Consider the following 25,244-nt stretch of genomic DNA (forward strand, 5'->3'; position numbering starts at 1 on the left):
GAATGTGTGCCCGGCCGGGACTGGATGTGCCGGTCGGGGTCGGGGACGGGGTGGGGTGTCGGCCGGGACTAAAACGAGATGAATTCGGCGCAAGCTCCCGCCCGGCAGAACAACCCGGACAGGGCGCCGAACATCGAAGCCCGTCCCGGACGACACCCCACCCCGTCCCCGGCCCCGGCCCCCACGAAGCCCCCACGAGCGGCACCCGCCCCGGCCCCGGCGAAGCCCCCGCCAGGGGAACGGCCGAGCCCCCGCTAGGGGCCCCGTTTCGGGAGCGGTACGCGGACCAGGTCCGCCGCCACCGTCAGCTCCCCCTCGAACCCCGCCCCCCGCGCCTGCCGTTCGAACTCCGCCGGGTCGGTGTACCGCTGCGAGAAGTGCGTCAGCACCAGGTGCCGGACCCCCGCGTCCCGCGCCACCCCCGCCGCCTGCCCGGCGGTGAGGTGCCCGTGGTCGGCGGCCAGTCGCGCGTCCTCGTCGAGGAAGGTCGACTCGATCACCAGCATGTCGCAGCCCTCCGCCAGCTCGCCCACGCCATCGCAGAGCCGGGTGTCCATGACGAACGCGAACCGCTGCCCCGGCTTCGGCTCGCTGACCTCTTCGAGGGTGACCCCGTTCAGTTCGCCGTCCCGCTGGATCCGGCCGACGTCCGGCCCCTTGATCCCGTGCCGCGCGAGCAGTTCCGGCAGTATCCGCCGCCCGTCGGGCTCGACGATGCGGTAGCCGAAGGACTCCACCGGGTGCGAGAGCCGCCGCGCCTCCAGCACGTACGAGGCCCCGCGGGCCAGCGGCCCGTCCGCGGCCACCGGCTCCTCGTCGATGACCACCGTCTCCCGGTAGGCCGTCGCGTACCGCAGCCGGTCGAAGAACTTCTGCCCCGAGGCCGGGTAGTGCGCGGTGACCGGGTGCGGGACCCGGTCGAGGTTGATCCGCTGGATCACCCCGGCGAGGCCGAGGCTGTGGTCACCGTGGAAGTGGGTGACACAGATCCGGTTGATGTCGTGCGCGGCCACCCCGGCGCGGAGCATCTGGCGCTGGGTGCCCTCGCCCGGGTCGAAGAGGATGCCCTCGCCGTCCCAGCGGAGCAGGTAGCCGTTGTGGTTGCGGTGGCGGGTGGGCACCTGGCTGGCGGTGCCCAGCACCACGAATTCGCGTACGGACACGGACTATCCGGGCGGCCACTGGAGGCCGCGGCCGCCGAGGACGTGCAGGTGCGCGTGGAAGACGGTCTGGCCGGCGCCGGGGCCGGTGTTGAACACGACCCGGTAGCCGTGGTCGTCGATCTTCTCGTCGGCGGCGATCCGCCCGGCCTCGGTCAGTATGTCGGCGACGACGGCCGGCTCGGCGGCCGCGAGGGAGGCCGCGTCGGGGTAGTGCACCTTGGGGATGACGAGCACGTGCGTGGGCGCCTGCGGGTTGATGTCCCGGAAGGCGACGGTCGTCTCGGTCTCCCGGACCACCGTCGCCGGGATGGCCCCCGTGACGATCTTGCAGAACAGGCAGTCGGCCTGCGGTTCCCCGGCCATTGCGTTGCCTCTCGTAAGGGTGATCGTGATCGGTCGGGGCATCGTATCCAGCCGACCGCCTGCGGCGGGCTGCGGTCGACCCCACCCGGGCCCGCACCGGGCCGGGCGGGCCCGGGCCCCGGCCGCGACCCAGTCGGGAACTGAGCCCTGGCCGGGCCGGTCGTGCCGGGGCCGGTCCTGGCCGGGCCGGGCCTGGCCGGGCCCGTCGTGCCGGGGCCGGGCCGGTCCGTGCGACCGCGGGCGACGCGGGCGGCGCGGCCGCCCCGTCGGCACCCGGCCGCTCGGTGCGGCCGCAGGGCCGCTCCGTCAGGACCAGCGGCCCGTCCGGGCCAGCAGGACCGCCGTCGCGGCCGTGCCCGCCGTGGAGGTCCGCAGCACCGAGCGGCCCAGGCGGTAGGGGTGGGCCCCCGCCTCGGCGAAGGCGGCGAGCTCCTCCGGGGAGACCCCGCCCTCCGGGCCGACCACCAGCACGACGGAGCCCGCGGCGGGCAGTTCGGCCGTGGCCAGCGCCTCCGAGGGGGTGTCGCGGTCCTCGTGGAGGACCATCGCCAGGTCGGCGCCGGCCAGCAGCGCCGCCACCTGCTTCGTGGACATGGCCTCGGCCACCTCCGGGAACCGGACCCGGCGGGACTGCTTGCCCGCCTCCCGGGCCGTGGCCCGCCACTTGGCCAGGGACTTGGCCCCGCGGTCGCCGCGCCACTGCGTGATGCAGCGCGAGGCCTGCCACGGCACGATCGCGTCCACGCCCGTCTCGGTCATGGTCTCGACGGCCAGCTCGCCGCGGTCGCCCTTGGGCAGGGCCTGGACCACGGTGATCCGGACGGCCGGTTCCGGTTCCAGTCCGGTCGAGGACACCGCGACCACCAGGCGGTCCTTGCCCTCCGCCGCCTTCACGACCGCCTCCGCCCAGCCGCCCCGGCCGTCCGCCAGGACCACCGCCTCGCCCGGGTTCAGCCGCTTCACGGACACCGCGTGCCGGCCTTCCGGGCCCTCCAGGACGAACTCCGGTCCCGCCGGGACCTCTTCGACCACGAACACCGGGGCGGTCATGACGCACTCCTCATCTGTCTTGCCTTCAACGTGCTCTGCGCCTCGGCCAGTTCGGCCGCCAGCACCTCCACCAGCTCCCCCGCGGGCAGCGTCCGCGCCAGCCGGTGCCCCTGGCCCGCCCACAGGGCCATGCCCTGCGGGTCGCCGGCCTCCGCGGCCGCCTTGCGCAGCCCCGAGGTCAGGTGGTGGACCTGCGGGTAGGCGGCCGGGGCGTAGGGCCCGTGCTCCCGCATGAAGCGGTTCACCAGCCCCCGCGCGGGCCGCCCGGAGAACGCCCGGGTCAGTTCGGTCCGTACGAACAGCGGGTCCGTCAGCGCCTTCTTGTGCAGCGGGTGCGCGCCCGACTCGGGGCAGGCCAGGAAGGCGGTCCCGAGCTGGGCCGCCTCCGCGCCGGCCGCCAGCAGCGCGGCGATCTGCGAGCCCCGCATCAGGCCGCCCGCGGCGATGATCGGGAGGGCCACCGCCTCCCGTACCTCGGTCACCAGCGCGAGCAGGCCCACGGCCGCCGTGCCGTCGGCCTGCGGGTCGTCCCGGTGGGTGCCCTGGTGGCCGCCGGCCTCCACGCCCTGGACGCAGACGGCGTCGGCGCCCGCCTCCTGCGCGGCGCGGGCCTCCTCGACGGAGGTCACGGTGACGACGGTGTACGTACGGGCCTTGCGCAGGGCGGCGAGCGCCGCGGGCGCGGGACAGCCGAAGGTGAAGGAGACGACCGGGACCGGATCCTCCAGGAGGATGGCCAGCTTGGCGTCGTAGCCGTCGTCGCTGGTGCCGATGATGTCCTCGTCGGCGAGGGAGACGTCGTACCAGCGGGCCTCGCCGGCCAGCTGCCCGCGGTAGGCCTCCACGGCGGCCGGGTCCACGTAACCGGTCTGCGGCATGAAGAGGTTGACGCCGAAGGCGCGCCGGGTGAGCGCGCGCACCCGTTTGATCTCCTGGTACATGCCGTCGGCGGTCTTGTAGCCGCCGGCCAGGAACCCCAGTGCCCCCGCTTCGCACACGGCGGCGACGAGGGGCGGGCAGGAGGCGCCGCCCGCCATGGGAGCCTGCACGATCGGATGGGGAGAGAGACCGTTCGGTGCGGAGGACATGGACTGCATCGTGCCATGTCCCGCTCAGGGGACCGAATCACGGCATTCGCCTGGCATAGTCCGCTTCCCGGCGTGGCCGGAACGGATGCACGGAGCCCGGCCGGGGGCGTCCCCCGGCCGGGCTCGGTGATCGGATCCCGTGTCCGTCAGCGGCCGTTGAAGGCGTCCTTCAGACGGCTGAACAGGCCCTGCTGCCCCGGCGCGAACTGACCCATCGGCCGCTCCTCGCCGCGCAGCTTCGCCAGCTGGCGCAGCAGTTCCTCCTGCTGGGCGTCCAGCTTGGTCGGGGTGGTGACCTCGACGTGGACGATCAGGTCGCCTCGGCCGCCGCCGCGCAGGTGCGTGACGCCGCGCCCGTGCAGCGGGATCGACTGCCCGGAGCCGGTGCCGGGCCGGATGTCGATCTCCTCCATGCCGTCCAACGTCTCCAGCGGGCACTTGGTGCCCAGGGCCGCGGCCGTCATGGGGATCGTCACCGTGCAGTGCAGGTCGTCCCCGCGCCGCTGGAAGGTCGGGTGGGACAGCTCGTGGATCTCCACGTAGAGGTCGCCGGCGGGGCCGCCGCCGGGGCCGACCTCGCCCTCGCCCGCGAGCTGGATCCGGGTGCCGTTCTCGACGCCGGCCGGAATCTTGACCGTGAGGCTGCGGCGGGAGCGGACCCGGCCGTCGCCCGCGCACTCGGGGCACGGGGTCGGGACGACGGTACCGAAGCCCTGGCACTGGGGGCAGGGGCGCGAGGTCATGACCTGGCCCAGGAAGGACCGGGTGACCTGCGAGACCTCACCGCGGCCGCGGCACATGTCACAGGTCTGCGCGGAGGTGCCGGGGGCGGCGCCCTCGCCGGAGCAGGTGGTGCAGACGACGGCCGTGTCGACCTGGATGTCCTTGGTGGTCCCGAAGGCCGCCTCGTCCAGCTCCAGGTCGAGGCGGATCATGGCGTCCTGGCCGCGGCGGGTCCGCGAGCGCGGGCCGCGCTGCGAGGCCTGGCCGAAGAAGGCGTCCATGATGTCGGAGAAGTTGCCGAAGCCGCCCGCGCCGAAACCGCCCGCGCCGCCGCCACCGCCCGAGGAGGACAGCGGGTCGCCGCCGAGGTCGTAGACCTGCTTCTTCTGCGGGTCCGAGAGGACCTCGTAGGCGGCGTTGATCTCCTTGAAACGCTCTTGCGTCTTGGGATCGGGGTTCACGTCCGGGTGCAGCTCGCGCGCGAGCCGCCGGAACGCCTTCTTGATCTCATCCTGCGATGCGTCGCGGCGCACGCCGAGAACGGCGTAGTAGTCCGTGGCCACTTACGACTCCGCCAGGATCTGTCCGACGTAACGTGCCACTGCGCGTACCGCTCCCATCGTTCCGGGGTAGTCCATGCGGGTCGGTCCGACCACGCCGAGCTTGGCGACTGTTTCGCCGCCCGAACCGTAACCGACCGACACCACGGACGTGGAGTTCAGTCCTTCGTAGGCATTCTCATGCCCGATCCGTACGGCCATTCCCGACTCGTTGGCCTCGCCCAGCAGCTTGAGGAGCACGACCTGCTCCTCCAGCGCTTCGAGCACCGGCCTGATCGTCAGGGGAAAATCGTGTCCGAAGCGCGTGAGATTGGCGGTGCCGCCGATCATCAGCCGCTCTTCGGCTTCCTCGACCAGGGTTTCGAGGAGCGTCGCGAGCACGGTGGAGACGGTGCCGCGGTCCTCGGCCTCGAAGGATTCGGGGAGGTCCTGGACGAGAGGGGGGACATCGGTGAAACGGCGGCCGACGACCCGGCTGTTGAGCCGCGCCCGCAGGTCCGCGAGCGAGGCCTCGCCGAAGGGTGCCTGGCAGTCGATCAGCCGCTGCTCGACGCGCCCGGTGTCCGTGATCAGGACGAGCATCAGCCGGGCCGGGGCCAGCGACAGCAGCTCGACGTGGCGCACGGTGGAGCGCGTCAGCGAGGGGTACTGGACGACCGCGACCTGCCGGGTGAGCTGCGCGAGCAGCCGCACGGTGCGGCCGACGACGTCGTCGAGGTCGACGGCGCCGTCGAGGAAGTTCTGGATGGCCCGGCGCTCGGGCGACGACAGGGGTTTGACCCCCGCCAGCTTGTCGACGAAGAGGCGGTAGCCCTTGTCGGTGGGGATCCGGCCGGCGCTGGTGTGGGGCTGGGCGATGTAGCCCTCTTCCTCCAGCACGGCCATGTCGTTGCGCACGGTGGCGGGCGAGACGCCGAGACGGTGCCGCTCGGTGAGCGCCTTGGAGCCGACCGGCTCCTCCGTCCCGACGTAGTCCTGGACGATGGCGCGCAGCACTTCGAGTCTGCGTTCGCTGAGCATCGCGCACACCTCCAGCTGGTCCGTTGCCTAGTTCGCTGCCTGTCGACTGGCACTCTGATCGTTCGAGTGCCAGAGATCCCCCGCTCAGTGTACGGCCGGGTAGTCAGACCCTGGCAAGGGAGGCCCGCCAGGGTAGCGTCGCGGCATGGACGTGCGTTGGGAAGAGGCGGGCTGGGAACGGCTGACCGGGCGGACCGGCCGAAGGCGGCTTCCGGTGTGGGATTGCACGGTGGGACTGGTGGTGGGGGACGACTCGGTGCTCCTCGTCGATCCCGGTTCGTGCGTGCGGGAGGGCGCCGCGGTACGGGCCGAGGCGGAGCGGCTGACGGGCCGGCACGTGACCCATATCGCATTCACGCACGCCCATTTCGATCACGTCCTGGGCGGAGCGGCCTTCGCGGGCGCGGAGTTCTACGGCGCGGTCGGGCTGGACGCCCTGCTGTCGACGGGCGCCGAGGAGCTGCGCGGCGACGCGGTCCGCCACGGCCTGGCGGAGGCCGAGGCCGCCGAGGCGGTGGACCTGCTGGTGCCGCCGAAGCACCTGGTGTCGGGCGAGTGGACGCTGGAGCTGGGCGGGGTGCAGGTGCTGCTGGCGAACGTGGGGCCGGGGCACACCGGGCACGACCTGGCCGTCTTCGTGCCGGGCGAGCGCGAGACGGTGTTCTGCGGGGACCTGGTGGAGGAGTCCGGGGAGCCGCAGGCGGGCCCGGACGCCGTGCCCCGGCAGTGGCCCGCCGCCCTGGACCGGCTGCTGTCGCTGGGCGGGGAGGACGCGCTGTACGTGCCGGGTCACGGAGCGGTGGTCGACGCGGGCTTCGTGCGTGCGCAACGCGCCACACTGGCGGCCCGTTTCGGCGTGTCGGGGGCATGACGGCCGCGGCTCTCCTAGTGTCGGCCGGATGCGCGAGTACTCCCCCGACCTGACCCCGCAGCGGAAGCGCCCCAAGGCCGTGCCCGAGGTGGCGGCCGAACCCGATCTGGTGGTCGAGGTGGCCGGTACGGACTTCTGCGGCGCGGTGGTGGCCTGCGAGGCGGGCACGGTGACCCTGGAGGACCGGTTCGGCAAGCGGCGGGTGTTCCCGATGGAGCCGCGGGGTTTCCTGCTGGAGGGGGCGGTCGTCACCCTCGTCCGCCCGTCCCGGGCGCCGGCGGCCGCGGCCCGCACCGCCTCCGGGTCGATCGCAGTCCCCGGCGCCCGGGCGCGCGTGGCGCGGGCGGGCCGGATCTACGTCGAGGGGCGGCACGACGCCGAGCTGGTGGAGCGGGTCTGGGGTGACGACCTGCGCATCGAGGGCGTGGTGGTGGAGTACCTGGAGGGCATCGACGACCTCCCGGCGGTCGTGGCGGAGTTCGGCCCGGCCCCGGACGCCCGCCTCGGCGTCCTGGTGGACCACCTGGTCCCCGGCTCGAAGGAATCCCGTATCGCGGCGTCGGTGACCTCGCCGGACGTCCTGGTGGTGGGCCACCCGTACGTGGACGTCTGGCAGGCGGTGAAGCCGTCGGCGCTGGGCATCGGCGCGTGGCCGGCGGTCCCGCGCGGCCAGGACTGGAAGACGGGCATCTGCCGGGCGCTGGGCTGGCCCGAGAACACGGGGGCCGCCTGGCGGCACATCCTGTCCCGGGTGACCTCGTACCGCGATCTGGAGCCGACCCTGCTGGGGCGGGTGGAGGAGCTGATCGACTTCGTCACGGCGCCCTGACCGGGCTACGGCAGGGTGCTGAACTCGGTGGTGTCGAGCGTGACGCCGAGAACGTCGAGCGGTACCGGTTCACCGAACTTGCCGGTCCACTCGTTCCGGTAGTCGGCCTCTTCTCCGGCACCGAAGGGTTCCGTGAGCACCACGCACTTGGCCTGGAAGGGGTCGATGATCAGATAGGCGGGGATGCCGCCGCCCGCGTAGATGGAGCGCTTGGTCACGTAGTCGCGCAGTTTGCTGGTCTTGGAGACGACCTCGACCACCATCGCCAGGGCCCCGGCGGGCAGCAGACGGCCCGACTCCGGCGCTGCCTCGATCGGGAGGACCACGAGGTCAGGCTGCGGCTCGGACGATTCCGCCGGAATGTCCACGTCCTGCGTCTGGAGCGGGTACCAGCGATCCATGGGGATCTGTCGCTGTACGAACAAGACGATCAGGTTGTGGACCACGTCCGGCCCGGCCATCATCACGATTTCCCCCCTGAGGAGCTCGACCTTGAACCCTTCGGGAGCCTCGAAGCTCTCGAAGTACTCGGTCATCCGGCGATCGTCCACAGCGGTCATCTCCGTGCCCTCCACTTCTGCCGCCGGGCTTGCGACAGAAGGCTACGAACAGGCTAGGCCGCACCCGCCCCACTTCGCAGCGATTCACTCCCGGGAGTGATCAGTCCACCAGGTCCCGCACCACCGCGTCCGCCAGCAGCCGCCCCCGCAGGGTCAGGACCGCGCGCCCGGCCTCGTACGGGGCCGTCTCCAGCAGGCCGTCGGCCAGGGCGCGGCCGGAAGCCGCCAGGCCCGCCGGGGTCAGCAGGGACAGCGGGACCCCGTCGACCAGGCGCAGCTCCAGCAGGATCCGCTCGACCCGGCGGTCCTCCGCGGAGAGGAGCTCGCGCCCCGCCCCCGGGGAGCGGCCCTCCGCCAGGGCGGCCGCGTAGGCGCCGGGGTGCTTGACGTTCCACCACCGGACCCCGCCCACGTGCGAGTGGGCACCGGGGCCGGCGCCCCACCAGTCGGCGCCGCGCCAGTACAGCTCGTTGTGCAGGCAGCGGCCGGCTTCCGAGGTGGCCCAGTTCGACACCTCGTACCAGGAGTACCCGGCCCGTTCCATGACCTCGTCGGCGATCAGGTAGCGGTCGGCGTGCACGTCGTCGTCGGTCATCGGGACCTCGCCGCGGCGGATCCGGCGGGCGAGCTGGGTGCCCTCCTCGACGATGAGCGCGTAGGCGCTGATGTGGTCGGGCCCGGCGCCGAGCGCGGCCTCCAGAGAAGCCCGCCAGTCGTCGTCGGACTCGCCCGGGGTTCCGTAGATCAGGTCGAGGTTGACGTGCTCGAAGCCCGCCGCCCGGGCCTCGGCGACGCACGCCTCGGGCCGCCCGGGGGTGTGCGTGCGGTCCAGCACCTTCAGGACGTGCTGCCGGGCGCTCTGCATGCCGAAGGAGATCCGGTTGAAGCCGCCGGCCCGCAGCTCGGCCAGGTACTCGGGATTCACCGACTCCGGATTGGCCTCGGTGGTCACCTCGGCGTCGTCGGCCAGCCCGAACTCGTCCCGGATCGCCGCGAGCATCCGTACGAGGTCCGCGGCGGGCAGCAGCGTGGGCGTACCGCCGCCCACGAACACGGTCCGGACCTGCCGCGGGTCGTCGCCGAGCACCTTGCGCGCCAGCCGGACCTCGTCGATCAGGGTGTCGGCGTAGTTCTCCCGGGAGGCGAGCACACCGCCGGTACCCCGCAGCTCGGTGGCCGTGTAGGTGTTGAAGTCGCAGTACCCGCAGCGCGTGGCGCAGTACGGGACGTGCAGGTAGAACCCGAGCGGCCGCTCCCCCGCCCCCACGAGGACGTGCGACGGCAGCGCGCCGTCTTCGGGCATGGGTTCCCCATCGGGCAGTGCGGAAGGCATGCACCCATCATCCCGCACAAGCCGACCCTGCGGCCGCACCGGCGAACCCAGGCGGGCAAATCCAGCCCCGCCGGCGTTTGAGGCGATCTTTCAGCCCCGCCGGCGTTTGAGGCGCGGGGCCTGGGGCGGAGCCCCAGCAGCGGACCCGCAGGGGACCACGGCGCGGCAAGGGCGGGGTCCGCGGGGCGGTCCACCGCCCCGCCCCCGCCGAGCCGCGGCAAGCGCTAGGCCTCGCGGGCCCCCTCGTACATCTCGTCGATCAGGTGCTTGAACTCACGCTCGACGACCGGCCGCTTCAGCTTCAGGCTCGGCGTGAGGTCCCCGTGCTCCACGTCCAGGTCCCGCGGCAGGATGCGGAACTTCTTGACCGTCTGCCAGCGCTGGAGGCCCTCGTTCAGGGTCTGGACGTACGTCTCGATCAGGCGTGCCGTCTCCGGCGCGGCCAGGACCTCGCCGTACGTCTTGCCCTCCAGCCCGCTCTCGGCCGCCCAGCCCAGGATCGACGGCTCGTCGAGCGCGATGAGGGCGGAGCAGAAGTTCCGGTCGGCGCCGTGCACGACGATGGTCGACACGTACGGGCAGATCGCCTTGAACTGGCCCTCGATCTCGGCCGGGGCGACGTACTTGCCGCCCGAGGTCTTGATCAGGTCCTTCTTGCGGTCGGTGATCCGCAGGTAGCCGTCGGGCGACAGCTCGCCGATGTCACCGGTGTGCAGCCAGCCGTCGGACTCCAGGACCTCGGCGGTCTGCTCGGGCTTGCCGTGGTAGCCCTGCATGATGCCGGGGCCGCGCAGCAGGACCTCGCCGTCGTCGGCGATGCGGACCTCGGTGCCGGGGAGCGGCTTGCCGACCGTGCCGGTGCGGTAGGCCTCGCCCGGGTTGACGAAGGAGGCGGCGCTGGACTCCGTCAGGCCGTAGCCCTCCAGGATGTGGATGCCCGCGCCGGAGAAGAAGTAGCCGATCTCGGGGGCCAGGGCGGAGGCGCCGGAGACGGCGGCGCGCAGCCGGCCGCCGAAGGCCTCGCGGAGCTTGGAGTAGACGAGCGCGTCGGCGATCCTGTGCTTGGTGGCGAGGCCGAAGGGGGCGGTCGCCTGGCCGGTGCGGCGGAAGTTGTCCTGGGTGACCTTGGCGTACTCGCGGGCGACGCCCACCGACCACTGGAAGATCTTGTACTTGGCCCCGCCGCCGGCCCGCGCCTTGGCGGCGACCCCGTTGTAGACCTTCTCGAAGATGCGCGGGACGGCCGCCATGTAGGTCGGCTGCACGACCGGCAGGTTCTCGATGATCTTGTCGATCCGGCCGTCGACGGCGGTCACGTGCCCGACCTCGATCTGCCCGGAGGTCAGCACCTTGCCGAAGACGTGGGCCAGCGGCAGCCACAGGTACTGGACGTCGTCGCTGGAGATCATGCCGGTGGCGACCGTGGCCTTGGCCATGTACGACCAGTTGTCGTGGGGCAGCCGGACCCCCTTGGGGCGGCCGGTCGTGCCCGAGGTGTAGATGAGCGTGGCGAGCTGGTCGGCGGTGATGGCCGAGATCCGCTCCTTGACCGCCTCGGGGTGCTTGGCGAGGTACTCGTTGCCGCGCGCCTCGAGGTCGGCGAGCGAGAGCACCCAGCCGTCGGGGTCGCCCTCGGCGGCGACGGCGTCGGCCGCCTCCACGACGACCACGTGCGCGAGGTTCGGCAGGTCGGCGCGGCGCTCGCGCGCCTTGGCCAGCTGCTTCGCGTCCTCCGCGATGAGCACCCGGCTCTCGGAATCCGCGAGGATGAACGCCGATTCCTCCGCGTTCGTACTGGGGTAGACGGTGGTGACCGCGCCGCCGGCGCACATGACGCCGAGGTCGGCGAGGATCCACTCGACGCGGGTGTTGGAGGCGAGCGCGACCCGGTCCTCCGACCCCAGACCGAGGTCGATCAGCCCGGCGGCGATGGCGAAGACCCGCTCGGCCGCCTGGCCCCAGCTCAGCGACTTCCAGTCGTCGGGGCCCTGGCCGCCGGCCGCCGGGACGGGGAACCGGTACGCCTCCGCATGCGGCGTGGCGGCGACGCGCTCAAGGAAGAGGGCCGCCACGGTGGGCGGGCGGTTCTCGATCAAGGTCTGTGTGTCGCTCACGGACGTCCTCCGGACCAGCGGCAGGGGCTGTTCATTCAGGGTCTTGTAACTGGCGAGTAACCATCGAACCGTGATCAGAGTAGGGGCCCTCCGCCTGGTACGTAAGAGCCCGCGAGCGGCCGATTCATAACGAAAGAGGCCCCCGCGCGTCCGCGCGGGGGCCTGTTTTCGTCTACGGGCGAGCGGCTACTTCTTCTTGCCGCCGGACTCGTCGCTCGACAGGACGGCGATGAAGGCCTCCTGCGGGACCTCCACGGAGCCGACCATCTTCATCCGCTTCTTGCCTTCCTTCTGCTTCTCCAGCAGCTTCCGCTTACGGGAGATGTCACCGCCGTAGCACTTGGCGAGGACGTCCTTGCGGATGGCGCGGATGGTCTCGCGGGCGATGACGCGCGAGCCGACGGCCGCCTGGATCGGCACCTCGAACGCCTGCCGCGGGATGAGCTCGCGCAGCTTGGCGACCAGGCGCACGCCGTAGGCGTAGGCGGCGTCCTTGTGGCAGACGGCGGAGAAGGCGTCGACCTTGTCGCCGTGCAGCAGGATGTCGACCTTGACCAGGCTGGAGGACTGCTCGCCGGTGGGCTCGTAGTCGAGGGAGGCGTAACCGCGCGTCTTGGACTTCAGCTGGTCGAAGAAGTCGAAGACGATCTCCGCGAGGGGGAGCGTGTAGCGGATCTCGACGCGGTCCTCGGAGAGGTAGTCCATGCCGAGGAGGGTGCCGCGGCGCTGCTGGCACAGCTCCATGATCGCGCCGATGAACTCGGTGGGCGCGAGCACCGTGGCCCGCACGACCGGCTCGAAGACGTCCTTGATCTTGCCCTCGGGGAACTCGCTCGGGTTGGTGACGGTGACTTCCTTGCCGTCCTCGAGCACCACCCGGTAGACCACGTTCGGCGCGGTGGCGATCAGGTCGAGGCCGAACTCGCGCTCCAGGCGCTCGCGGACCACGTCCAGGTGGAGCAGGCCGAGGAAGCCGACGCGGAAGCCGAAGCCGAGCGCCGCGGAGGTCTCCGGCTCGTAGACGAGCGCGGCGTCGTTGAGCTGGAGCTTGTCGAGGGCCTCGCGCAGGTCCGGGTAGTCCGAGCCGTCGAGCGGGTACAGGCCCGAGAAGACCATCGGCTTCGGGTCCTTGTAGCCGCCGAGGGCCTCGGTCGCGCCGTTGTTCAGGCTGGTGATGGTGTCACCGACCTTGGACTGGCGGACGTCCTTCACGCCGGTGATGATGTAGCCCACCTCGCCGACGCCGATGCCGTCGGCCGGGGTCATCTCGGGCGAGGAGACACCGATCTCCAGCAGCTCGTGCGTGGCGCCGGTGGACATCATCCGGATGCGCTCGCGCTTGTTGAGCTGGCCGTCGACCACACGGACGTAGGTGACGACGCCGCGGTACGAGTCGTAGACCGAGTCGAAGATCATCGCGCGGGCGGGGGCGTCCTTGACGCCGACCGGCGCCGGGACGGTGGCGACGACCTTGTCCAGCAGCGCGTCGACGCCCATGCCGGTCTTCGCCGAGACGCGCAGCACGTCGTCGGGGTCGCAGCCGACCAGGTTCGCGAGCTCCTCGGCGAACTTCTCCGGCTGGGCGGCCGGCAGGTCGATCTTGTTCAGGACCGGGACGATCGCCAGGTCGTTCTCCATCGCCAGGTACAGGTTGGCGAGGGTCTGCGCCTCGATGCCCTGGGCCGCGTCCACCAGGAGGATCGTGCCCTCGCAGGCGGCGAGGGAGCGCGAGACCTCGTAGGTGAAGTCGACGTGCCCGGGGGTGTCGATCATGTTGAGGATGTGGGTGCTGCCCTGACCCTCGCCCGTGGTGGGAGCCCAGGGCAACCGGACCGCCTGGGACTTGATCGTGATGCCTCGCTCACGCTCGATGTCCATGCGGTCGAGGTACTGGGCGCGCATCTGCCGCTGGTCGACCACACCGGTGAGCTGGAGCATCCGGTCGGCAAGGGTCGACTTGCCGTGGTCGATGTGCGCGATGATGCAGAAGTTGCGGATCAGCGCCGGGTCGGTACGGCTCGGCTCGGGCACGTGGCTGGGGATCGCGGGCACGCAGTGTCCTGATTCTCGGGTCGCAGTCGGAACGAAGCTCGGAGCGAAAGTTCGGATCTCGTCGCCTTCGTCGGCGCGATGTCGGATCTGTACGCAGGCTCCCATGGTCCCATGGACGGGGCAGTGCGCTCGGTTTGGGCTGCCCGGAGCGTGCCTGGTAGCCTGGGCAGCTGTGTCTCGTATGCCCTCTCAGCTGTCGAGGCACAATCCGAAGAACAAAACTCTGAACCTGAAAAGGCTCTTTTCGTGGCGAACATCAAGTCCCAGATCAAGCGGAACAAGACGAACGAGAAGGCGCGCCTGCGCAACAAGGCCGTCAAGTCCTCGCTCAAGACCGCGATCCGCAAGGCCCGCGAGGCCGTCCTCGCCGGTGACGTCGAGAAGGCCACCGTGGCTTCCCGCGCCGCCGCGCGTGCGCTCGACAAGGCTGTCTCGAAGGGTGTCATCCACAAGAACGCCGCCGCCAACAAGAAGTCGGCGCTGGCCTCCAAGGTTGCCTCCCTGCAGGGCTGAGCTCCCTGATGTGAACGCCGGGCAGGACCCAGCGGGCCCTCTCTCCCGCTCCTGACCGGCACCCCGCGCCGCACACGAAGCGTTCGCCACGCGGGTGCGGTGCAACCGAAGCAGTGACCGAAGGCCCCGTCCACCACCCTTCCCCAGGGTGGCGGACGGGGCCTTCGTGCTGGCTAGCGGCGCTGGGGGCGCGCGGCGCGGGCCACCGCGACGACCGCCTTCTCCAGGGCGTACTCGGGGTCGTCGCCGCCGCCCTTCACTCCCGCGTCGGCGGCGGCCACGGCGCGCAGGGCGTCGGCGACGCCGTCCGCCGACCAGCCACGCATCTGCTGGCGGACCCGGTCGATCTTCCACGGCGGCATCCCCAGGTCCCGGGCGAGATCGCCCGGGCGGGCTCCGCGCGGGGCCGAGGCCAGCTTGCCGATCGCGCGCACGGCCTGGGCCAGCGCGCTGGTGATCAGGACCGGCGCCACACCGGTGGACAGCGACCAGCGCAGGGCCTCCAGGGCCTCCGCCGCCCGCCCCTCGACGGCCCGGTCGGCGACCGTGAAGCTGGAGGCCTCCGCCCGGCCCGTGTAGTAGCGGCCGACCACGGCCTCGTCGATCGTCCCCTCGACGTCCGCGCACAGCTGCGCCGCCGCGCTCGCGAGCTCCCGCAGGTCGCTGCCGATCGCGTCGACGAGGGTCTGGCACGCCTCCGGGGTCGCCGACCGGCCCAGCGTGCGGAACTCTCCCCGCACGAAGGCCAGCCGGTCCGCGGGCTTGGTCATCTTCGGGCAGGCGACCTCCCGCGCGCCCGCCTTCCGCGCCGCGTCCAGCAGGCCCTTGCCCTTGGCCCCGCCCGCGTGGAGGAGGACGAGGATGATCTCCTCGTAGGGCGCGTCGAGGTACGCCTTCACCTCCTTGACCGTGTCCGCGGACAGGTCCTGGGCGCCCCGCACGACGAGGACCTTGCGCTCGGAGAAGAGCGAGGGGCTCGTCAGCTCGGCCAGCGTGCCGGGCTGGAGCTGCTCGGGGGCGAGGTCGCGCACGTCCGTGTCGGGGTCGGCGGCGCGGGCGGCCGCCACCACCTCCCGCACGGCACGGTCGAGGAGGAGGTCCTCCTGCCCCACCGCGAGGGTGAGCGGGGCGAGGGGATCGTCGGTTGAGTTCTTCCTGGTGGCCATCGGATCCAGCATCCCACGCCGCACTGACAGCCCCCCGCGCCGCGGCCCCCTTCACGGGATGCTCGAGAATGGTCGCGTGAACGTGCGACATGTACTCGTCCTGCCCGACCGTGACGCCGCCGAGGAGGTGGCGCAGGAGGCCGTCGACCGCTTCGGCCTCCCCGAGGAGCCACAGTTGGTCCGCGACGCCCTCGCCGGCGAGGACGACGCCGAGGACGCCCAGTGGCTGGTGGTCGTCGAGGACCCGCGGGAACGGCTCGACACCACCGCGCTGGACGCCCTCGCCGCCGAGTACGAGGGCTGGCTGGAGGCCCCGTAGCGGCGCCCCCGGCCCGGGCCTCAGGCCTTGTGCACGATCTGGACGTCCAGCGTCACTTCCACGCTCGAACCGACCGCCGCGATCCCGTGGGCCAGCATCGACTGCCAGTTCAGGGTGAAGTCCTCGCGGTGCAGTTCGGCGGTGGCGCGGCAGGCGGCCCGCGGCTCGCCCTCCAGCCCCGTCCCGAGCCCCAGGTAGTGGGTGTCCAGGGTGACCGAGCGGCTGACCCCGTGGAGGGTGAGGGCGCCGGCGACCGCCCAGCGGCTGCCGCTGCGGTGGATGAACCGTTCGCTGTAGAACTCCACCGTGGGGTGCCGGACCGCGTCCAGGAAGTCCGCCGACCTCAGGTGGTCGTCGCGCATCCGCACCCCGGTGTCGATGCTCGCCGCATCGATGATCACGTGCATGGAGGAGTCCTCCATGCGGTCGGCTATCCGTACCGCGCCGGCGAAGGTGTTGAACCGGCCGCGGATCCGGGCGAAGCCGATGTGCCGGGCCGTGAAGCCGATCGACGAGTGCGTCGGGTCGAGCTCCCAGTGGCCGGGCTGCGGCAGCAGCGGCGGCTCCACCGCGTCGAGGATGATCTCCCCCGTGCCCGGCTGCGCCGGGTCCCCGACGAGCGTCGCCCCGTGGAACGGCGCGTACCCCTCCGCGGTGACCGAGAGCCGGTACTCCCCCTCCGGCACGGCCGCCGTGAACCCCCCGTACGGATCGGTCTCGCCGCTGACGATCCGGCGGCCGATCGGATCCGTCACCTCGAACGCGGCCTGGCGGACCGGCTGGTGGACGGTGTCGAGGACCCGGCAGCTGAGCAGCCGCGCCGTCGGCGGCAGTGTCAGTGTCGCGGTGGCGTGTGGGCTGGAACTTCCGGCCGTCTCCATCCCCCGTCGGCGACCGAACATGGCTGATGCACCCCCGTGCTGTGTGGACTTGGACCGTTCTGGCGAAGACGCATTCGATCATGCTGTCGGGTTGTGGGCAAACAGAAGGGTCGCGCCCGGTATGCCCGCGCCGCCCGCGCCGCCGGCCGGCCGGAACCGCCCGCATCCCCGGGCCGCTTCCGGTGACGGCGATCGAGCCGTCGGTGTCGGTGCGCAGCACGGTCGCCCCCAACGCCCGCAGCCGGGCGAGCGTACCGGGTGCGGGGTGCCCGTAGCGGTTGCCGGCGCCGACCGGGACGAGGGCGAGCCGGGGCCGGATCCGGTCGAGCAGCAGGGGGTCCTGGTGTGCGGAGCCGTGGTGGGCGACCTTGAGCACGTCCACCGGGCCCAGGTCCGGATGCCCCCTCAACAGCCCTTGCTGAGCTGGTGGTTCGAGGTCTCCGAGCAGCAGCAGGGTCAGGCCGGCGCCGCGTACCAGCAGGGCCACGCTGGCGTCGTTGGGCCCCTCGGGCGGCGGCGCGTCCGAGGGCGGCCAGAGCACCTGCCACTCCAGCGGACCGGCCCGCCTGCGCTCCCCCGCGACCGCCCGCACAAGGGGTACGCCGGCGGCTGCCGCGGTCCGGTGGACGAACTCCGCCTGCCCCCGCGGCTCTTCCAGCGCGGTGGCCTGAATCACACCCACGGTCCGGCCCCTGAGCACCCCTGACAGGCCTCCCACGTGGTCGGCGTGAAAGTGCGTCAGCAGCAGCATCGGGACCCGGCGCACTCCCAGGGATCTCAAGCAGGAGTCCACCGGGCCTGGGTCCGGACCGGTGTCCACCACGAGCGCCTCGCCCGGCCCGAGGGCGAGTACGGCGGCGTCCCCCTGGCCCACGGCGCACTGGACGTACCTCCAGTCGGGCGGGGGCCAGCCGGTGAGCGTACGGGTGAGCTGCGGCGGCCGCAGGACGACGAGGAGCAGCACCACCGCCAGGGCGGAGCAGACCCACCGCCGCCGGCCGTACCGGGCGCCGAGGCCGGCGAGGGCCACGGTGGCGGCGGCCAGCAGCAGCCCGCCGGTGAGCCCGCCGGGCCAGGACAGCTCCGCCCCCGGCAGCCGCGCCCCGGCCCGTGCCACGGCGGCGATCCATCCGGCCGGCACCCCGGCACACCAGGCGAGCACCCGTGCGGCGGGCATCCACACCGGGGCGGCCGCGAGCGTCGCGAAGCCGAGCACGGTCGCCGGACCCGCTGCCAGCTCGGCCAGCAGGTTGCACGGCACCGCCACCAGGCTGACCCGGGCGGCGAGCACGGCGACGACGGGCGCGCACACCGCCTGGGCGGCCGCGGCGGCTCCCAGCGCCTCGGCGAGGCGGGGCCGCACACCGCGCCGCCGCAGGGCTTCGCTCCACCGGGGGGCGAGGGTGAGCAGGGCCCCGGTGGCGAGGACCGAGAGCAGGAAGCCGTAACTGCGGGCCAGCCACGGGTCATACAGGACCAGGAGCAGCACGGCGGCGCCCAGGGCCGGGACCAGGGATCTGCGCCGCCCGGTGGCGATGGCCAGCAGGGTGACGGCTCCGCAGGCCGCGGCGCGCAGCACGCTGGGCTCCGGCCGGCACACCACCACGAAGGCCAGCGTCAGGGCCGCCCCGCACACGGCGGTCGCCCGCAGCGAGAGCCCGAGCCGGGGTGCGAGCCCGCCCCGCTCGGCCCGCTGGGCGCGGGCCGGGGGCCCGATGAGCAGGAACAGCACAACGGTCAGGTTGGATCCGGAGACGGCCAGCAGGTGCAGCAGGTCGGTGGCCCGGAAGGCCTCGTGCAGATCCGGCGGGACCCTGGAGGTGTCCCCGACGACCAGCCCCGGCAGCAGGGCCCTGGCGTCCGGCGCGAGCCCCTCGGTGGCCTCGCGCAGCCCGGCCCGCAACCTCCCGGCCAGACGCTGCGCGGGGTCCGGGCCGCCGGTCACCGCGGGCGGGGTGTCGCCGGCCGGGCGCAGCAGCGCCACCGCCCGCTCCCCGCTCCGTGCCGGGGCCAGCCGGGCCACCACGGCGACCCGGGTGGAGGGCTGCAGCCGGGCCCATCCCGGGTGCGCGGCGAGCACCCGTACCGGGGTCCGGACCAGGGTCCGCGCCCCGCCGGGGCCGGTCATCCCGGTCACCACCGCGTCCAGCACCACCAGGGGCGGCCCGCTCCCGCCCCGGGGGACGGGGACCCGCGGATCGGAGCCGACGGTGAGCTCCGCGTGGACGCGGGCATGGTCACGGGCCAGCCCGGCGACGGGCCCGGCCCGCGCCTCGGCTCGTTGGAGCCCCGCCACCCCGGCCCCGGCGGCCGCGCACAGCAGGGCCGCGGCAGCCGCCGGGGCGACGTTCCACAGCGACCCGGGACGCCGGCGGCCGGCCCACAGCAACAGCCCGGCGACGGCCACCGCGAGGGCCGCCCCGGCGGCACTCCAGCCCGCCGGCACGCCGAGGGCGAGGGCGGCCGCCGCCCAGGCGGCGAGGGCGGGCACCGCCAGGCGCAGGTCCGCGGGCCCCCGGCCCTCGGGACTGTTCACGGCCGCACCGCGGTTCACGGCCGCACCGCGGTTCACGGCCGCACCAGCGTGCGCAGGTCGGCGAAGCGCCGCTCGCCGATGCCGTTGACCTGCCGGAGCTCCTCCACGGAACGGAATCCCCCGTTTGCGGTGCGGAAGTCCACGATGTGCTGCGCCAGCACCGGCCCGACCCCGGGCAGGCCGTCCAACTGCTCGACCGTGGCCGTGCCGAGGCTGACCGGGCCGGGGCTCGGTCCCGCTCCGCCCGGCGGTGGCTGCGCGGGGGCGCCCACGAGGACCTGCTCGCCGTCCACCAGCACCCGGGCCCGGTTGAGCCCGGAGGTGTCCGTGCCGGGGCGCACTCCCCCGGCGGCGGCCAGCGCGTCCTCCACCCGCGAGCCGGCGGGCAGCCGCCGCACGCCCGGCTCCCGGACCGCGCCGCTCACATCGACGACGACCCGCCCCCCGGCCCCGGCCGGCCCGGGCGTGGCTCCCGTCGCGGCGAGGGCCGGTGCCGTAGCGGAGACCCCACCGGGGGCGACCACCGCGGGCGCGGTCACCGGCTGCGGCCGGGCCGACCAGTACTGCTGTGCCGCGACCCCGACCGCGGCGGCCAGCACCACCCCCACGGCGGCCACCGTGCGCGGCTCCACCGCGCAGCGGGCCTGGAGCCACACCGGCAGCCGTTCCCGTACGGCCAGCCTCCGCGCCGACCCGGAGGACAGCGCCGGGGACAGCTCGGCCGCCTCCCCGGGCGGGGCCCCGGAGACCCCGTCGGGCGGATCCGTACGCGGCGGCGGGACGGACGGCGCAGCCGGGGAGACGGGCGAGGGCGGAAGCGGGGACGCCGGCGCCTGCGGCGGGCCGCCCCCGCCCAGCAGTGCCTCGGCCCGGCTGCGCACCGCCGCCGCGGCCTCCGCAGGGGGGCGGCGGCGCTCACGGCGGTACCGCAGACGGCTGTCGGAGAGTCGGGGACGGCCAGGGCCACTGGTGGCGCCCGACGGATACGGGATACGCGTTCGAAGAGTCATGCCACGACGGTAGGGGCGCATCCCGACAGCCGTCCGGAACGCTCAATTCCGGTGGATGACAAGCCTGTTGTGGATAACCGGGCCACCCGTTCCGGTGATCAGCGGGGCGAGACGACCGCCGCCAGCAGCCCCGGCCCGGTGTGCGCGCCGATCACCGCGCCGACCTCGCTGACGTGCAGCTCCACCAGCCCGGGGATCCGCTCCCGGAGCCGCTGGGCGAGCTTCTCGGCCCGCTCGGGGGCCGCGAGGTGGTGCACCGCCACGTCGACGCTGCCCGACCCGGCGCGTTCGACCGCCAGCTCCTCCAGGCGGGCGATGGCCTTGGAGGCCGTACGGACCTTCTCCAGCATCTCGATCCGCCCGCCCTCCAGCGTGAGCAGGGGCTTCACGGCCAGCGCCGAGCCGAGCAGGGCCTGGGCCGCGCCGATCCGGCCTCCGCGGCGCAGGTAGTCGAGGGTGTCGACGTAGAAGTACGCGGACATGTCGGCCGCCCGCTTCTCCGCGGCGGCCACGGCCTCGTCCACGGAACCGCCCGCCTCCGCCACCTCGGCGGCGGCCAGCGCGCAGAACCCCAGCGCCATCGCGACCATGCCGGTGTCCACGACGCGGACGGGTACGGGTGCGGTCCTGGCGGCGACCACAGCGGCGTCGTAGGTCCCGGAGAACTCCGCGGACAGGTGCAGGCTCACGATGCCGGTCGCCCCGGCGTCCACGGCGGCCCGGTAGGCCCGTGTGAACTCCTCCGGGCCGGGGCGCGAGGTGGTGACCGACCGGCGCTTCTGCAGGGCCAGGGCCAGGCTGCGCGCCGAGATCTCGGTGCCTTCCTCCAGGGCCTCGCCGCCGAGTACGACGGTGAGCGGGACGGAGGTGATTCCGTGCCGCGCCATGGCCGGTGGGGGCAGGTAGGCCGTGGAATCGGTGACGATGGCGACATGGCGGGACATGAGGCGGAGGTTACCCCCAGTGGGGGTGCTCCGGCAGCCGGGGCCCCTCGTCAGGGCCGTGCGGACCCCCGGCCCCGCGCCTCACACACCGGCCAGGCTGTACGTCAGGTCGTGCTCTCCGGGCGAGGCGTCTTCTGCCACGGGTACGGAGTCGGCGGCGCCGCCGGGTTCAAAGCGGCCGCCTGCGGTTCCGCGTCCCACGACGGGGGCGCCGCCGCCGGCGCCGCCAGGTCGTCCACCGAGGGGCGGGACCAGTCCCGCAGCGCGACCGACTCCACCTCGATCTGGGCCGACAGGGCGGACAGGTCGTCGGCCGCGAAGCGGCGGGCGCGGTCGCGGGCGGCCCAGCGCAGCGAATCCGCCGCCTGCGTGATCTGGGCCGTGCGCTCCCGCAGGTCGGGGAGGCTGTCGGCGATCCGCCCGCGGTCCGGCTCCTGCTCCAGCCGCTTCAGCTCGTCGTCCAGCTCGTGCCCGTGCGCGCTCAGCCGCTCGAACAGCCCGATGGACTCCTTCAGCGAGGCATCCGCCCGGACGCCCTCGTACAGCGCCTGCTGCGTGGCCCGCATCGACGTCCGCAGGTCCAGCCGCAGCTGCGCCAGCGCCGCCGTGACCCCGACCTGCCCGAAGCTCTTCGCCCTCAGGGTGGTGTCCTCCACCGTCCGCCGGGCCTGCGTGATCGTCCGGTCGACTCCGCGCTTGGCCGCCTTCGCCACCTTGACCGTCACGAACACGCCCAGGCCCAGAAAGGCCATAAGCACCATCAGCGCGAAGATGATCAGCGCGGCCTCCATGAGCGTCCCTTCCCCAGTCCCCGCAGCTCTTTGTACGTCCCCTCCACCGTAAACGCCGCGGGCAGGTCAGGGGTTCCGATCGAACCCCCAACCTGCCCGTACGGGATCTCCCCTACTCCACGGGGCGACCTCAGATGACGATGTTCACCAGCTTCGGCGCACGCACGATCACCTTGCGGATCTCCGCGCCGCCCAGCGCCGCGACGACACCCTCATCGGTGACGGCCAGCTGCTCCAGCTCCGCCTCCGAGATCGTCGGCGGCACCTCCAGCCGCGCCTTGACCTTGCCCTTGACCTGCACCACGCACGTCACGCTCTCGTCCACGACGTACGCCGGGTCCGCGACCGGGAAGTCCTGGTGGACGACCGACTCGCGGTGGCCCAGGCGGTGCCACAGCTCCTCCGCGATGTGCGGGGCCAGCGGGGCGACCAGCAGCACCAGCCGCTCGGCGACGGAGCGCTCCAGCGGGCGGCCCGCCTTGGTCAGGAAGTTGTTCAGCTCGGTGATCTTGGCGATGGCGGTGTTGAACCGCAGCCCCGCCATGTCCGCGCCGGCCCCGTCGATCGCCTTGTGCAGCGCGCGCAGGGTGTCCTCACCCGGCTCGCCGTCGACGACGGTGACGGCGCCCGTCTCCTCGTCGACGATGTTGCGCCACAGGCGCTGCAGCAGCCGGTACTGGCCGACCACGGCGCGGGTGTCCCACGGACGCGAGACGTCCAGCGGCCCCATCGCCATCTCGTACAGGCGCAGGGTGTCCGCGCCGTACTCCTCGCAGATCTCGTCCGGCGTGACGGCGTTCTTCAGGGACTTGCCCATCTTGCCGTGCTCGCGCTTGACCTGCTGGCCCTGGTAGAAGTAGCCGCCGTCGCGCTCCTCGACCTCGGCCGCCGGCACGTACACGCCGCGCGCGTCGGTGTAGGCGTACGCCTGGATCATGCCCTGGTTGAACAGCTTGTGGAACGGCTCGGCCGAGGACACGTGGCCCAGGTCGAACAGCACCTTGGACCAGAAGCGCGCGTACAGCAGGTGCAGCACCGCGTGCTCGGCGCCGCCCACGTACAGGTCGACACCGCCGTGCGGCGCGCCCTCGCGCGGCCCCATCCAGTACTGCTCGATGGCCGGGTCGACCAGCGCCGAGGCGTTGTTCGGGTCCAGGTAGCGCAGCTCGTACCAGCAGGAACCGGCCCAGTTCGGCATGGTGTTGGTCTCGCGGCGGTAGCGCTTGGCGCCCGCGCCGTCGCCCAGGTCCAGCTCCACGTGGACCCACGACTCGTTGCGGGACAGCGGGGTCTCCGGCTTCGAGGTGGCGTCGTCCGGCTCGAAGGTGCGCGGCGAGTAGTCCTCGACCTCCGGCAGCTCCAGCGGCAGCATCGACTCGGGCAGCGCGTGCGCGACGCCGTCCTCGTCGTAGACGATCGGGAAGGGCTCGCCCCAGTAGCGCTGACGGCTGAACAGCCAGTCGCGCAGGCGGAAGTTGACGGTGCCCTCGCCGATGCCGCGCGCGTCCAGCCATTCGGTGATCGCGGCCTTGGCCTCGACGACGCCCAGGCCGTCCAGCGAGATGTCCTCGTTCGAGGAGTTGACCAGCTTGGCGTCGTACGAGACGAAGGCGTCGTCCCACGTCGACGGGTCGGTGCCGCGCCCGTCCGAGGGCTGCACGACGCAGCGCATCGGCAGCTCGAAGGCGCGCGCGAACTCGAAGTCGCGGCCGTCGTGCGCCGGGACCGCCATGATCGCGCCGGTGCCGTAGCCCATCAGGACGTAGTCGGCGATGAAGACCGGGACCTTCTCGCCGCTGACCGGGTTGACCGCGTATTCGCCGGTGAAGACACCGGTCTTGTCCTTGGCCTCGGCCTGCCGCTCGACGTCCGACTTCGAGGCGGCCTGCTTGCGGTACGCCGCGACGGCCTCGGCCGGGGTGGCGTGTCCGCCGGTCCACACCTCGTGGGTGCCCTCGGGCCAGGCGGCCGGGATGAACTTCTCGACCAGCGGGTGCTCGGGCGCCAGGACCATGTAGGTGGCGCCGAACAGGGTGTCCGGGCGGGTGGTGAAGACGGTGATCGCCTCGTCGCCCAGCGCGAAGTCGACGCGCGCGCCCTCGCTGCGGCCGATCCAGTTGCGCTGCTGCAGCTTGATGGCCTCGGGCCAGTCCAGCGCGTCCAGGTCGTCCAGCAGGCGGTCCGCGTAGGCGGTGATCCGCATGTTCCACTGGCTCAGCCGCGACTTGAACACCGGGAAGTTGCCGCGCTCGGAGCGGCCGTCCGCGGTGACCTCCTCGTTGGCCAGCACGGTACCCAGGCCGGGGCACCAGTTCACGGGCGCGTCCGAGGCGTACGCCAGCCGGTACTCGTTCAGTACGTCGGCCCGCTCGCCCGCGGTCAGCTCGGCCCAGGTGCGGCCGCCGGGGACCTCACGGCTGCCGTTCTCGAAGGCGGCGACCAGCTCGGCGATCGGGCGGGCCTTCTTGGCGTCCGCGTCGTACCAGGAGTTGTAGATCTGCAGGAAGATCCACTGGGTCCACTTGTAGTAGTCCGGGTCGATCGTCGCGAACGAGCGGCGCTTGTCGTGGCCCAGGCCCAGCCGGCGCAGCTGGACCTTCATGTTCTCGATGTTCGCCTCGGTCGACACGCGCGGGTGCGTGCCGGTCTGGACGGCGTACTGCTCGGCCGGCAGGCCGAACGCGTCGAAGCCCAGGGTGTGCAGGACGTTGTGGCCGGTCATCCGCTGGTGGCGGGCGAAGACGTCGGTGGCGATGTAGCCCAGCGGGTGGCCGACGTGCAGGCCCGCACCGGACGGGTACGGGAACATGTCCATGATGAACTTCTTGGGCCGCGCCACGACCGCGGGGTCGCCGGCCAGGTCACCGGTCGGGTTCGGGGCCTCGTAGGTGCCCTGCGCGTCCCATACGTCCTGCCAGCGTGCCTCGATGTCGGCGGCCATGGCAGCCGTGTAACGGTGCGCCTCGGCCGCCTCGGGGGCCGGGGTGTTCGTCTCGCTCATGATTCCTGAAGCTCCATCGATCGTCTCTGCCGTCTCTGCCTGCCCAAACGAAAAAACCCCTCGCACAGGAGGGGACGCCGCGCCGATACCGACCGTCTCGAAGGTCGGCACTGTTCAGCGCGGCTCGGTAAGCAGAAGGCGTACGGCACGCATGGCGTCAGGGTACCGCAGCGGCCCCCGCGGACGCTCGGCCGTTCCGAAGGGCGAGCGCTCCGACGGGCGGGCACAACGAGAAGCGGGGCCCCCCCCCCCGGGGGGCCCGGCCCCCCTCGTGCCCGTGGAGCGAAAGTGACATGAACAGCAGAACACCAGCAATCCAACCAGGCGGGCGAACAAAAGAGCAATAGACCCCTTCCC

At 72.8% G+C, this 25,244-nt stretch carries 20 protein-coding genes and 1 pseudogene; 4 read left to right on the plus strand and 17 right to left on the minus strand.

All coding sequences use genetic code 11. The features are described from left to right. Positions 1–254: 254 nt before the first annotated feature. The 6 genes from ACFTXQ_RS29570 to hrcA all read right to left on the minus strand — a co-directional run bounded on the left by ACFTXQ_RS29570 (position 255) and on the right by hrcA (position 5,967). Positions 255–1,163, minus strand: a complete 909-nt coding sequence (locus ACFTXQ_RS29570; RefSeq protein WP_382646391.1) for a ribonuclease Z — start codon at positions 1,161–1,163, stop codon at positions 255–257. 3 nt (positions 1,164–1,166) lie between these two features. Beyond that, positions 1,167–1,526 carry a histidine triad nucleotide-binding protein gene (locus ACFTXQ_RS29575; RefSeq protein ID WP_382646394.1) on the minus strand — a complete coding sequence of 120 codons (360 nt, stop codon included), beginning with the start codon at positions 1,524–1,526 and terminating at the stop codon, positions 1,167–1,169. 306 nt (positions 1,527–1,832) lie between these two features. Then, positions 1,833–2,576, minus strand: a complete 744-nt coding sequence (locus ACFTXQ_RS29580; protein WP_382646397.1) for a 16S rRNA (uracil(1498)-N(3))-methyltransferase — start codon at positions 2,574–2,576, stop codon at positions 1,833–1,835. After that, positions 2,573–3,664: a nitronate monooxygenase gene (locus tag ACFTXQ_RS29585; protein WP_382646400.1), complete on the minus strand. Its 1,092-nt coding sequence runs from the start codon at positions 3,662–3,664 to the stop codon at positions 2,573–2,575. The genes ACFTXQ_RS29580 and ACFTXQ_RS29585 overlap by 4 nt, the downstream gene beginning before the upstream one ends. Before the next feature lie 146 nt (positions 3,665–3,810). Then, positions 3,811–4,950 carry a molecular chaperone DnaJ gene (dnaJ, locus tag ACFTXQ_RS29590; RefSeq protein ID WP_382646403.1) on the minus strand — a complete coding sequence of 380 codons (1,140 nt, stop codon included), beginning with the start codon at positions 4,948–4,950 and terminating at the stop codon, positions 3,811–3,813. Next, positions 4,951–5,967: a heat-inducible transcriptional repressor HrcA gene (gene hrcA / locus ACFTXQ_RS29595; protein WP_382646406.1), complete on the minus strand. Its 1,017-nt coding sequence runs from the start codon at positions 5,965–5,967 to the stop codon at positions 4,951–4,953. Between the two features lie 145 nt (positions 5,968–6,112). Here hrcA and ACFTXQ_RS29600 point away from each other — a divergent pair, with 145 nt between their 5' ends. Next, positions 6,113–6,838, plus strand: a complete 726-nt coding sequence (locus tag ACFTXQ_RS29600) for an MBL fold metallo-hydrolase (protein WP_382646409.1) — start codon at positions 6,113–6,115, stop codon at positions 6,836–6,838. Positions 6,839–6,866: 28 nt separating this feature from the next. After that, complete coding sequence (locus tag ACFTXQ_RS29605; protein ID WP_382646411.1) at positions 6,867–7,667, plus strand: DUF3097 domain-containing protein; 801 nt, start codon at positions 6,867–6,869, stop codon at positions 7,665–7,667. Positions 7,668–7,672: 5 nt separating this feature from the next. Here ACFTXQ_RS29605 and ACFTXQ_RS29610 read toward each other — a convergent pair whose 3' ends face one another. The 4 genes from ACFTXQ_RS29610 to lepA form a co-directional block, all read right to left on the minus strand. Further along, positions 7,673–8,227, minus strand: coding sequence for a Uma2 family endonuclease (locus ACFTXQ_RS29610; RefSeq protein WP_382646413.1), 555 nt, complete (start codon positions 8,225–8,227; stop codon positions 7,673–7,675). Between the two features lie 100 nt (positions 8,228–8,327). Further along, on the minus strand, positions 8,328–9,560 hold the full coding sequence (gene hemW, locus ACFTXQ_RS29615) for a radical SAM family heme chaperone HemW (protein ID WP_382646415.1): 1,233 nt from the start codon (positions 9,558–9,560) through the stop codon (positions 8,328–8,330). A gap of 224 nt (positions 9,561–9,784) precedes the next feature. Then, on the minus strand, positions 9,785–11,674 hold the full coding sequence (locus ACFTXQ_RS29620) for an AMP-dependent synthetase/ligase (protein WP_382646417.1): 1,890 nt from the start codon (positions 11,672–11,674) through the stop codon (positions 9,785–9,787). Positions 11,675–11,860: 186 nt separating this feature from the next. Beyond that, positions 11,861–13,726: a translation elongation factor 4 gene (gene lepA, locus ACFTXQ_RS29625; RefSeq protein WP_382646419.1), complete on the minus strand. Its 1,866-nt coding sequence runs from the start codon at positions 13,724–13,726 to the stop codon at positions 11,861–11,863. A 246-nt stretch (positions 13,727–13,972) separates the two neighbouring features. Between lepA and rpsT the strand changes: the two genes are divergently transcribed. Beyond that, a complete protein-coding gene (gene rpsT, locus ACFTXQ_RS29630; protein ID WP_356868905.1) occupies positions 13,973–14,239 on the plus strand; it encodes a 30S ribosomal protein S20 in 267 nt (88 codons plus the stop codon). Positions 14,240–14,412: 173 nt separating this feature from the next. Here the strand turns inward: rpsT and holA are convergent, their stop codons facing one another. Next, entirely contained in the window at positions 14,413–15,405 is a 993-nt protein-coding gene (holA, locus tag ACFTXQ_RS29635) for a DNA polymerase III subunit delta (protein ID WP_382646421.1), read from the minus strand. 58 nt (positions 15,406–15,463) lie between these two features. Here holA and ACFTXQ_RS29640 point away from each other — a divergent pair, with 58 nt between their 5' ends. Next, positions 15,464–15,724: a hypothetical protein gene (locus tag ACFTXQ_RS29640; protein ID WP_382646424.1), complete on the plus strand. Its 261-nt coding sequence runs from the start codon at positions 15,464–15,466 to the stop codon at positions 15,722–15,724. A 20-nt stretch (positions 15,725–15,744) separates the two neighbouring features. Here ACFTXQ_RS29640 and ACFTXQ_RS29645 read toward each other — a convergent pair whose 3' ends face one another. The 6 genes and pseudogenes from ACFTXQ_RS29645 to leuS form a co-directional block, all read right to left on the minus strand. Next, positions 15,745–16,626 (minus strand): YceI family protein, encoded by an 882-nt coding sequence (locus ACFTXQ_RS29645; protein WP_382646426.1) that lies wholly within the window; start codon positions 16,624–16,626, stop codon positions 15,745–15,747. A gap of 133 nt (positions 16,627–16,759) precedes the next feature. Next, positions 16,760–19,177 (minus strand): annotated as a pseudogene (locus tag ACFTXQ_RS29650) (ComEC/Rec2 family competence protein); the annotation flags it as partial. Further along, complete coding sequence (locus tag ACFTXQ_RS29655; protein WP_382646428.1) at positions 19,174–20,151, minus strand: helix-hairpin-helix domain-containing protein; 978 nt, start codon at positions 20,149–20,151, stop codon at positions 19,174–19,176. The pseudogene ACFTXQ_RS29650 and the gene ACFTXQ_RS29655, both read right to left, overlap by 4 nt. A gap of 98 nt (positions 20,152–20,249) precedes the next feature. Beyond that, positions 20,250–21,095 (minus strand): DegV family protein, encoded by an 846-nt coding sequence (locus ACFTXQ_RS29660; RefSeq protein ID WP_382646431.1) that lies wholly within the window; start codon positions 21,093–21,095, stop codon positions 20,250–20,252. A gap of 104 nt (positions 21,096–21,199) precedes the next feature. Beyond that, complete coding sequence (locus ACFTXQ_RS29665; protein ID WP_382646434.1) at positions 21,200–21,886, minus strand: hypothetical protein; 687 nt, start codon at positions 21,884–21,886, stop codon at positions 21,200–21,202. A 130-nt stretch (positions 21,887–22,016) separates the two neighbouring features. After that, positions 22,017–24,887, minus strand: a complete 2,871-nt coding sequence (gene leuS / locus ACFTXQ_RS29670; RefSeq protein WP_382646436.1) for a leucine--tRNA ligase — start codon at positions 24,885–24,887, stop codon at positions 22,017–22,019. Positions 24,888–25,244: the final 357 nt, after the last annotated feature.

Source organism: Streptomyces sp. NPDC057010 (assembly GCF_042673805.1).
Classification (GTDB): domain Bacteria; phylum Actinomycetota; class Actinomycetes; order Streptomycetales; family Streptomycetaceae; genus Streptomyces.

What these genes read in the sequence shown, in the direction of transcription:
- ACFTXQ_RS29575 (WP_382646394.1), bottom strand. Translation starts at nt 1,526, where the DNA reads ATGGCCGGGGAACCGCAGGCCGACTGCCTGTTCTGCAAGATCGTCACG.
- ACFTXQ_RS29580 (WP_382646397.1), bottom strand. Translation starts at nt 2,576, where the DNA reads ATGACCGCCCCGGTGTTCGTGGTCGAAGAGGTCCCGGCGGGACCGGAG.
- ACFTXQ_RS29585 (WP_382646400.1), bottom strand. Translation starts at nt 3,664, where the DNA reads ATGTCCTCCGCACCGAACGGTCTCTCTCCCCATCCGATCGTGCAGGCT.
- hrcA (WP_382646406.1), bottom strand. Translation starts at nt 5,967, where the DNA reads ATGCTCAGCGAACGCAGACTCGAAGTGCTGCGCGCCATCGTCCAGGAC.
- ACFTXQ_RS29600 (WP_382646409.1), top strand. Translation starts at nt 6,113, where the DNA reads ATGGACGTGCGTTGGGAAGAGGCGGGCTGGGAACGGCTGACCGGGCGG.
- ACFTXQ_RS29605 (WP_382646411.1), top strand. Translation starts at nt 6,867, where the DNA reads ATGCGCGAGTACTCCCCCGACCTGACCCCGCAGCGGAAGCGCCCCAAG.
- ACFTXQ_RS29610 (WP_382646413.1), bottom strand. Translation starts at nt 8,227, where the DNA reads ATGACCGCTGTGGACGATCGCCGGATGACCGAGTACTTCGAGAGCTTC.
- hemW (WP_382646415.1), bottom strand. Translation starts at nt 9,560, where the DNA reads ATGCCTTCCGCACTGCCCGATGGGGAACCCATGCCCGAAGACGGCGCG.
- holA (WP_382646421.1), bottom strand. Translation starts at nt 15,405, where the DNA reads ATGGCCACCAGGAAGAACTCAACCGACGATCCCCTCGCCCCGCTCACC.
- ACFTXQ_RS29640 (WP_382646424.1), top strand. Translation starts at nt 15,464, where the DNA reads ATGCTCGAGAATGGTCGCGTGAACGTGCGACATGTACTCGTCCTGCCC.
- ACFTXQ_RS29645 (WP_382646426.1), bottom strand. Translation starts at nt 16,626, where the DNA reads ATGTTCGGTCGCCGACGGGGGATGGAGACGGCCGGAAGTTCCAGCCCA.
- ACFTXQ_RS29655 (WP_382646428.1), bottom strand. Translation starts at nt 20,151, where the DNA reads ATGACTCTTCGAACGCGTATCCCGTATCCGTCGGGCGCCACCAGTGGC.
- ACFTXQ_RS29660 (WP_382646431.1), bottom strand. Translation starts at nt 21,095, where the DNA reads ATGTCCCGCCATGTCGCCATCGTCACCGATTCCACGGCCTACCTGCCC.
- ACFTXQ_RS29665 (WP_382646434.1), bottom strand. Translation starts at nt 21,886, where the DNA reads ATGGAGGCCGCGCTGATCATCTTCGCGCTGATGGTGCTTATGGCCTTT.
- leuS (WP_382646436.1), bottom strand. Translation starts at nt 24,887, where the DNA reads ATGAGCGAGACGAACACCCCGGCCCCCGAGGCGGCCGAGGCGCACCGT.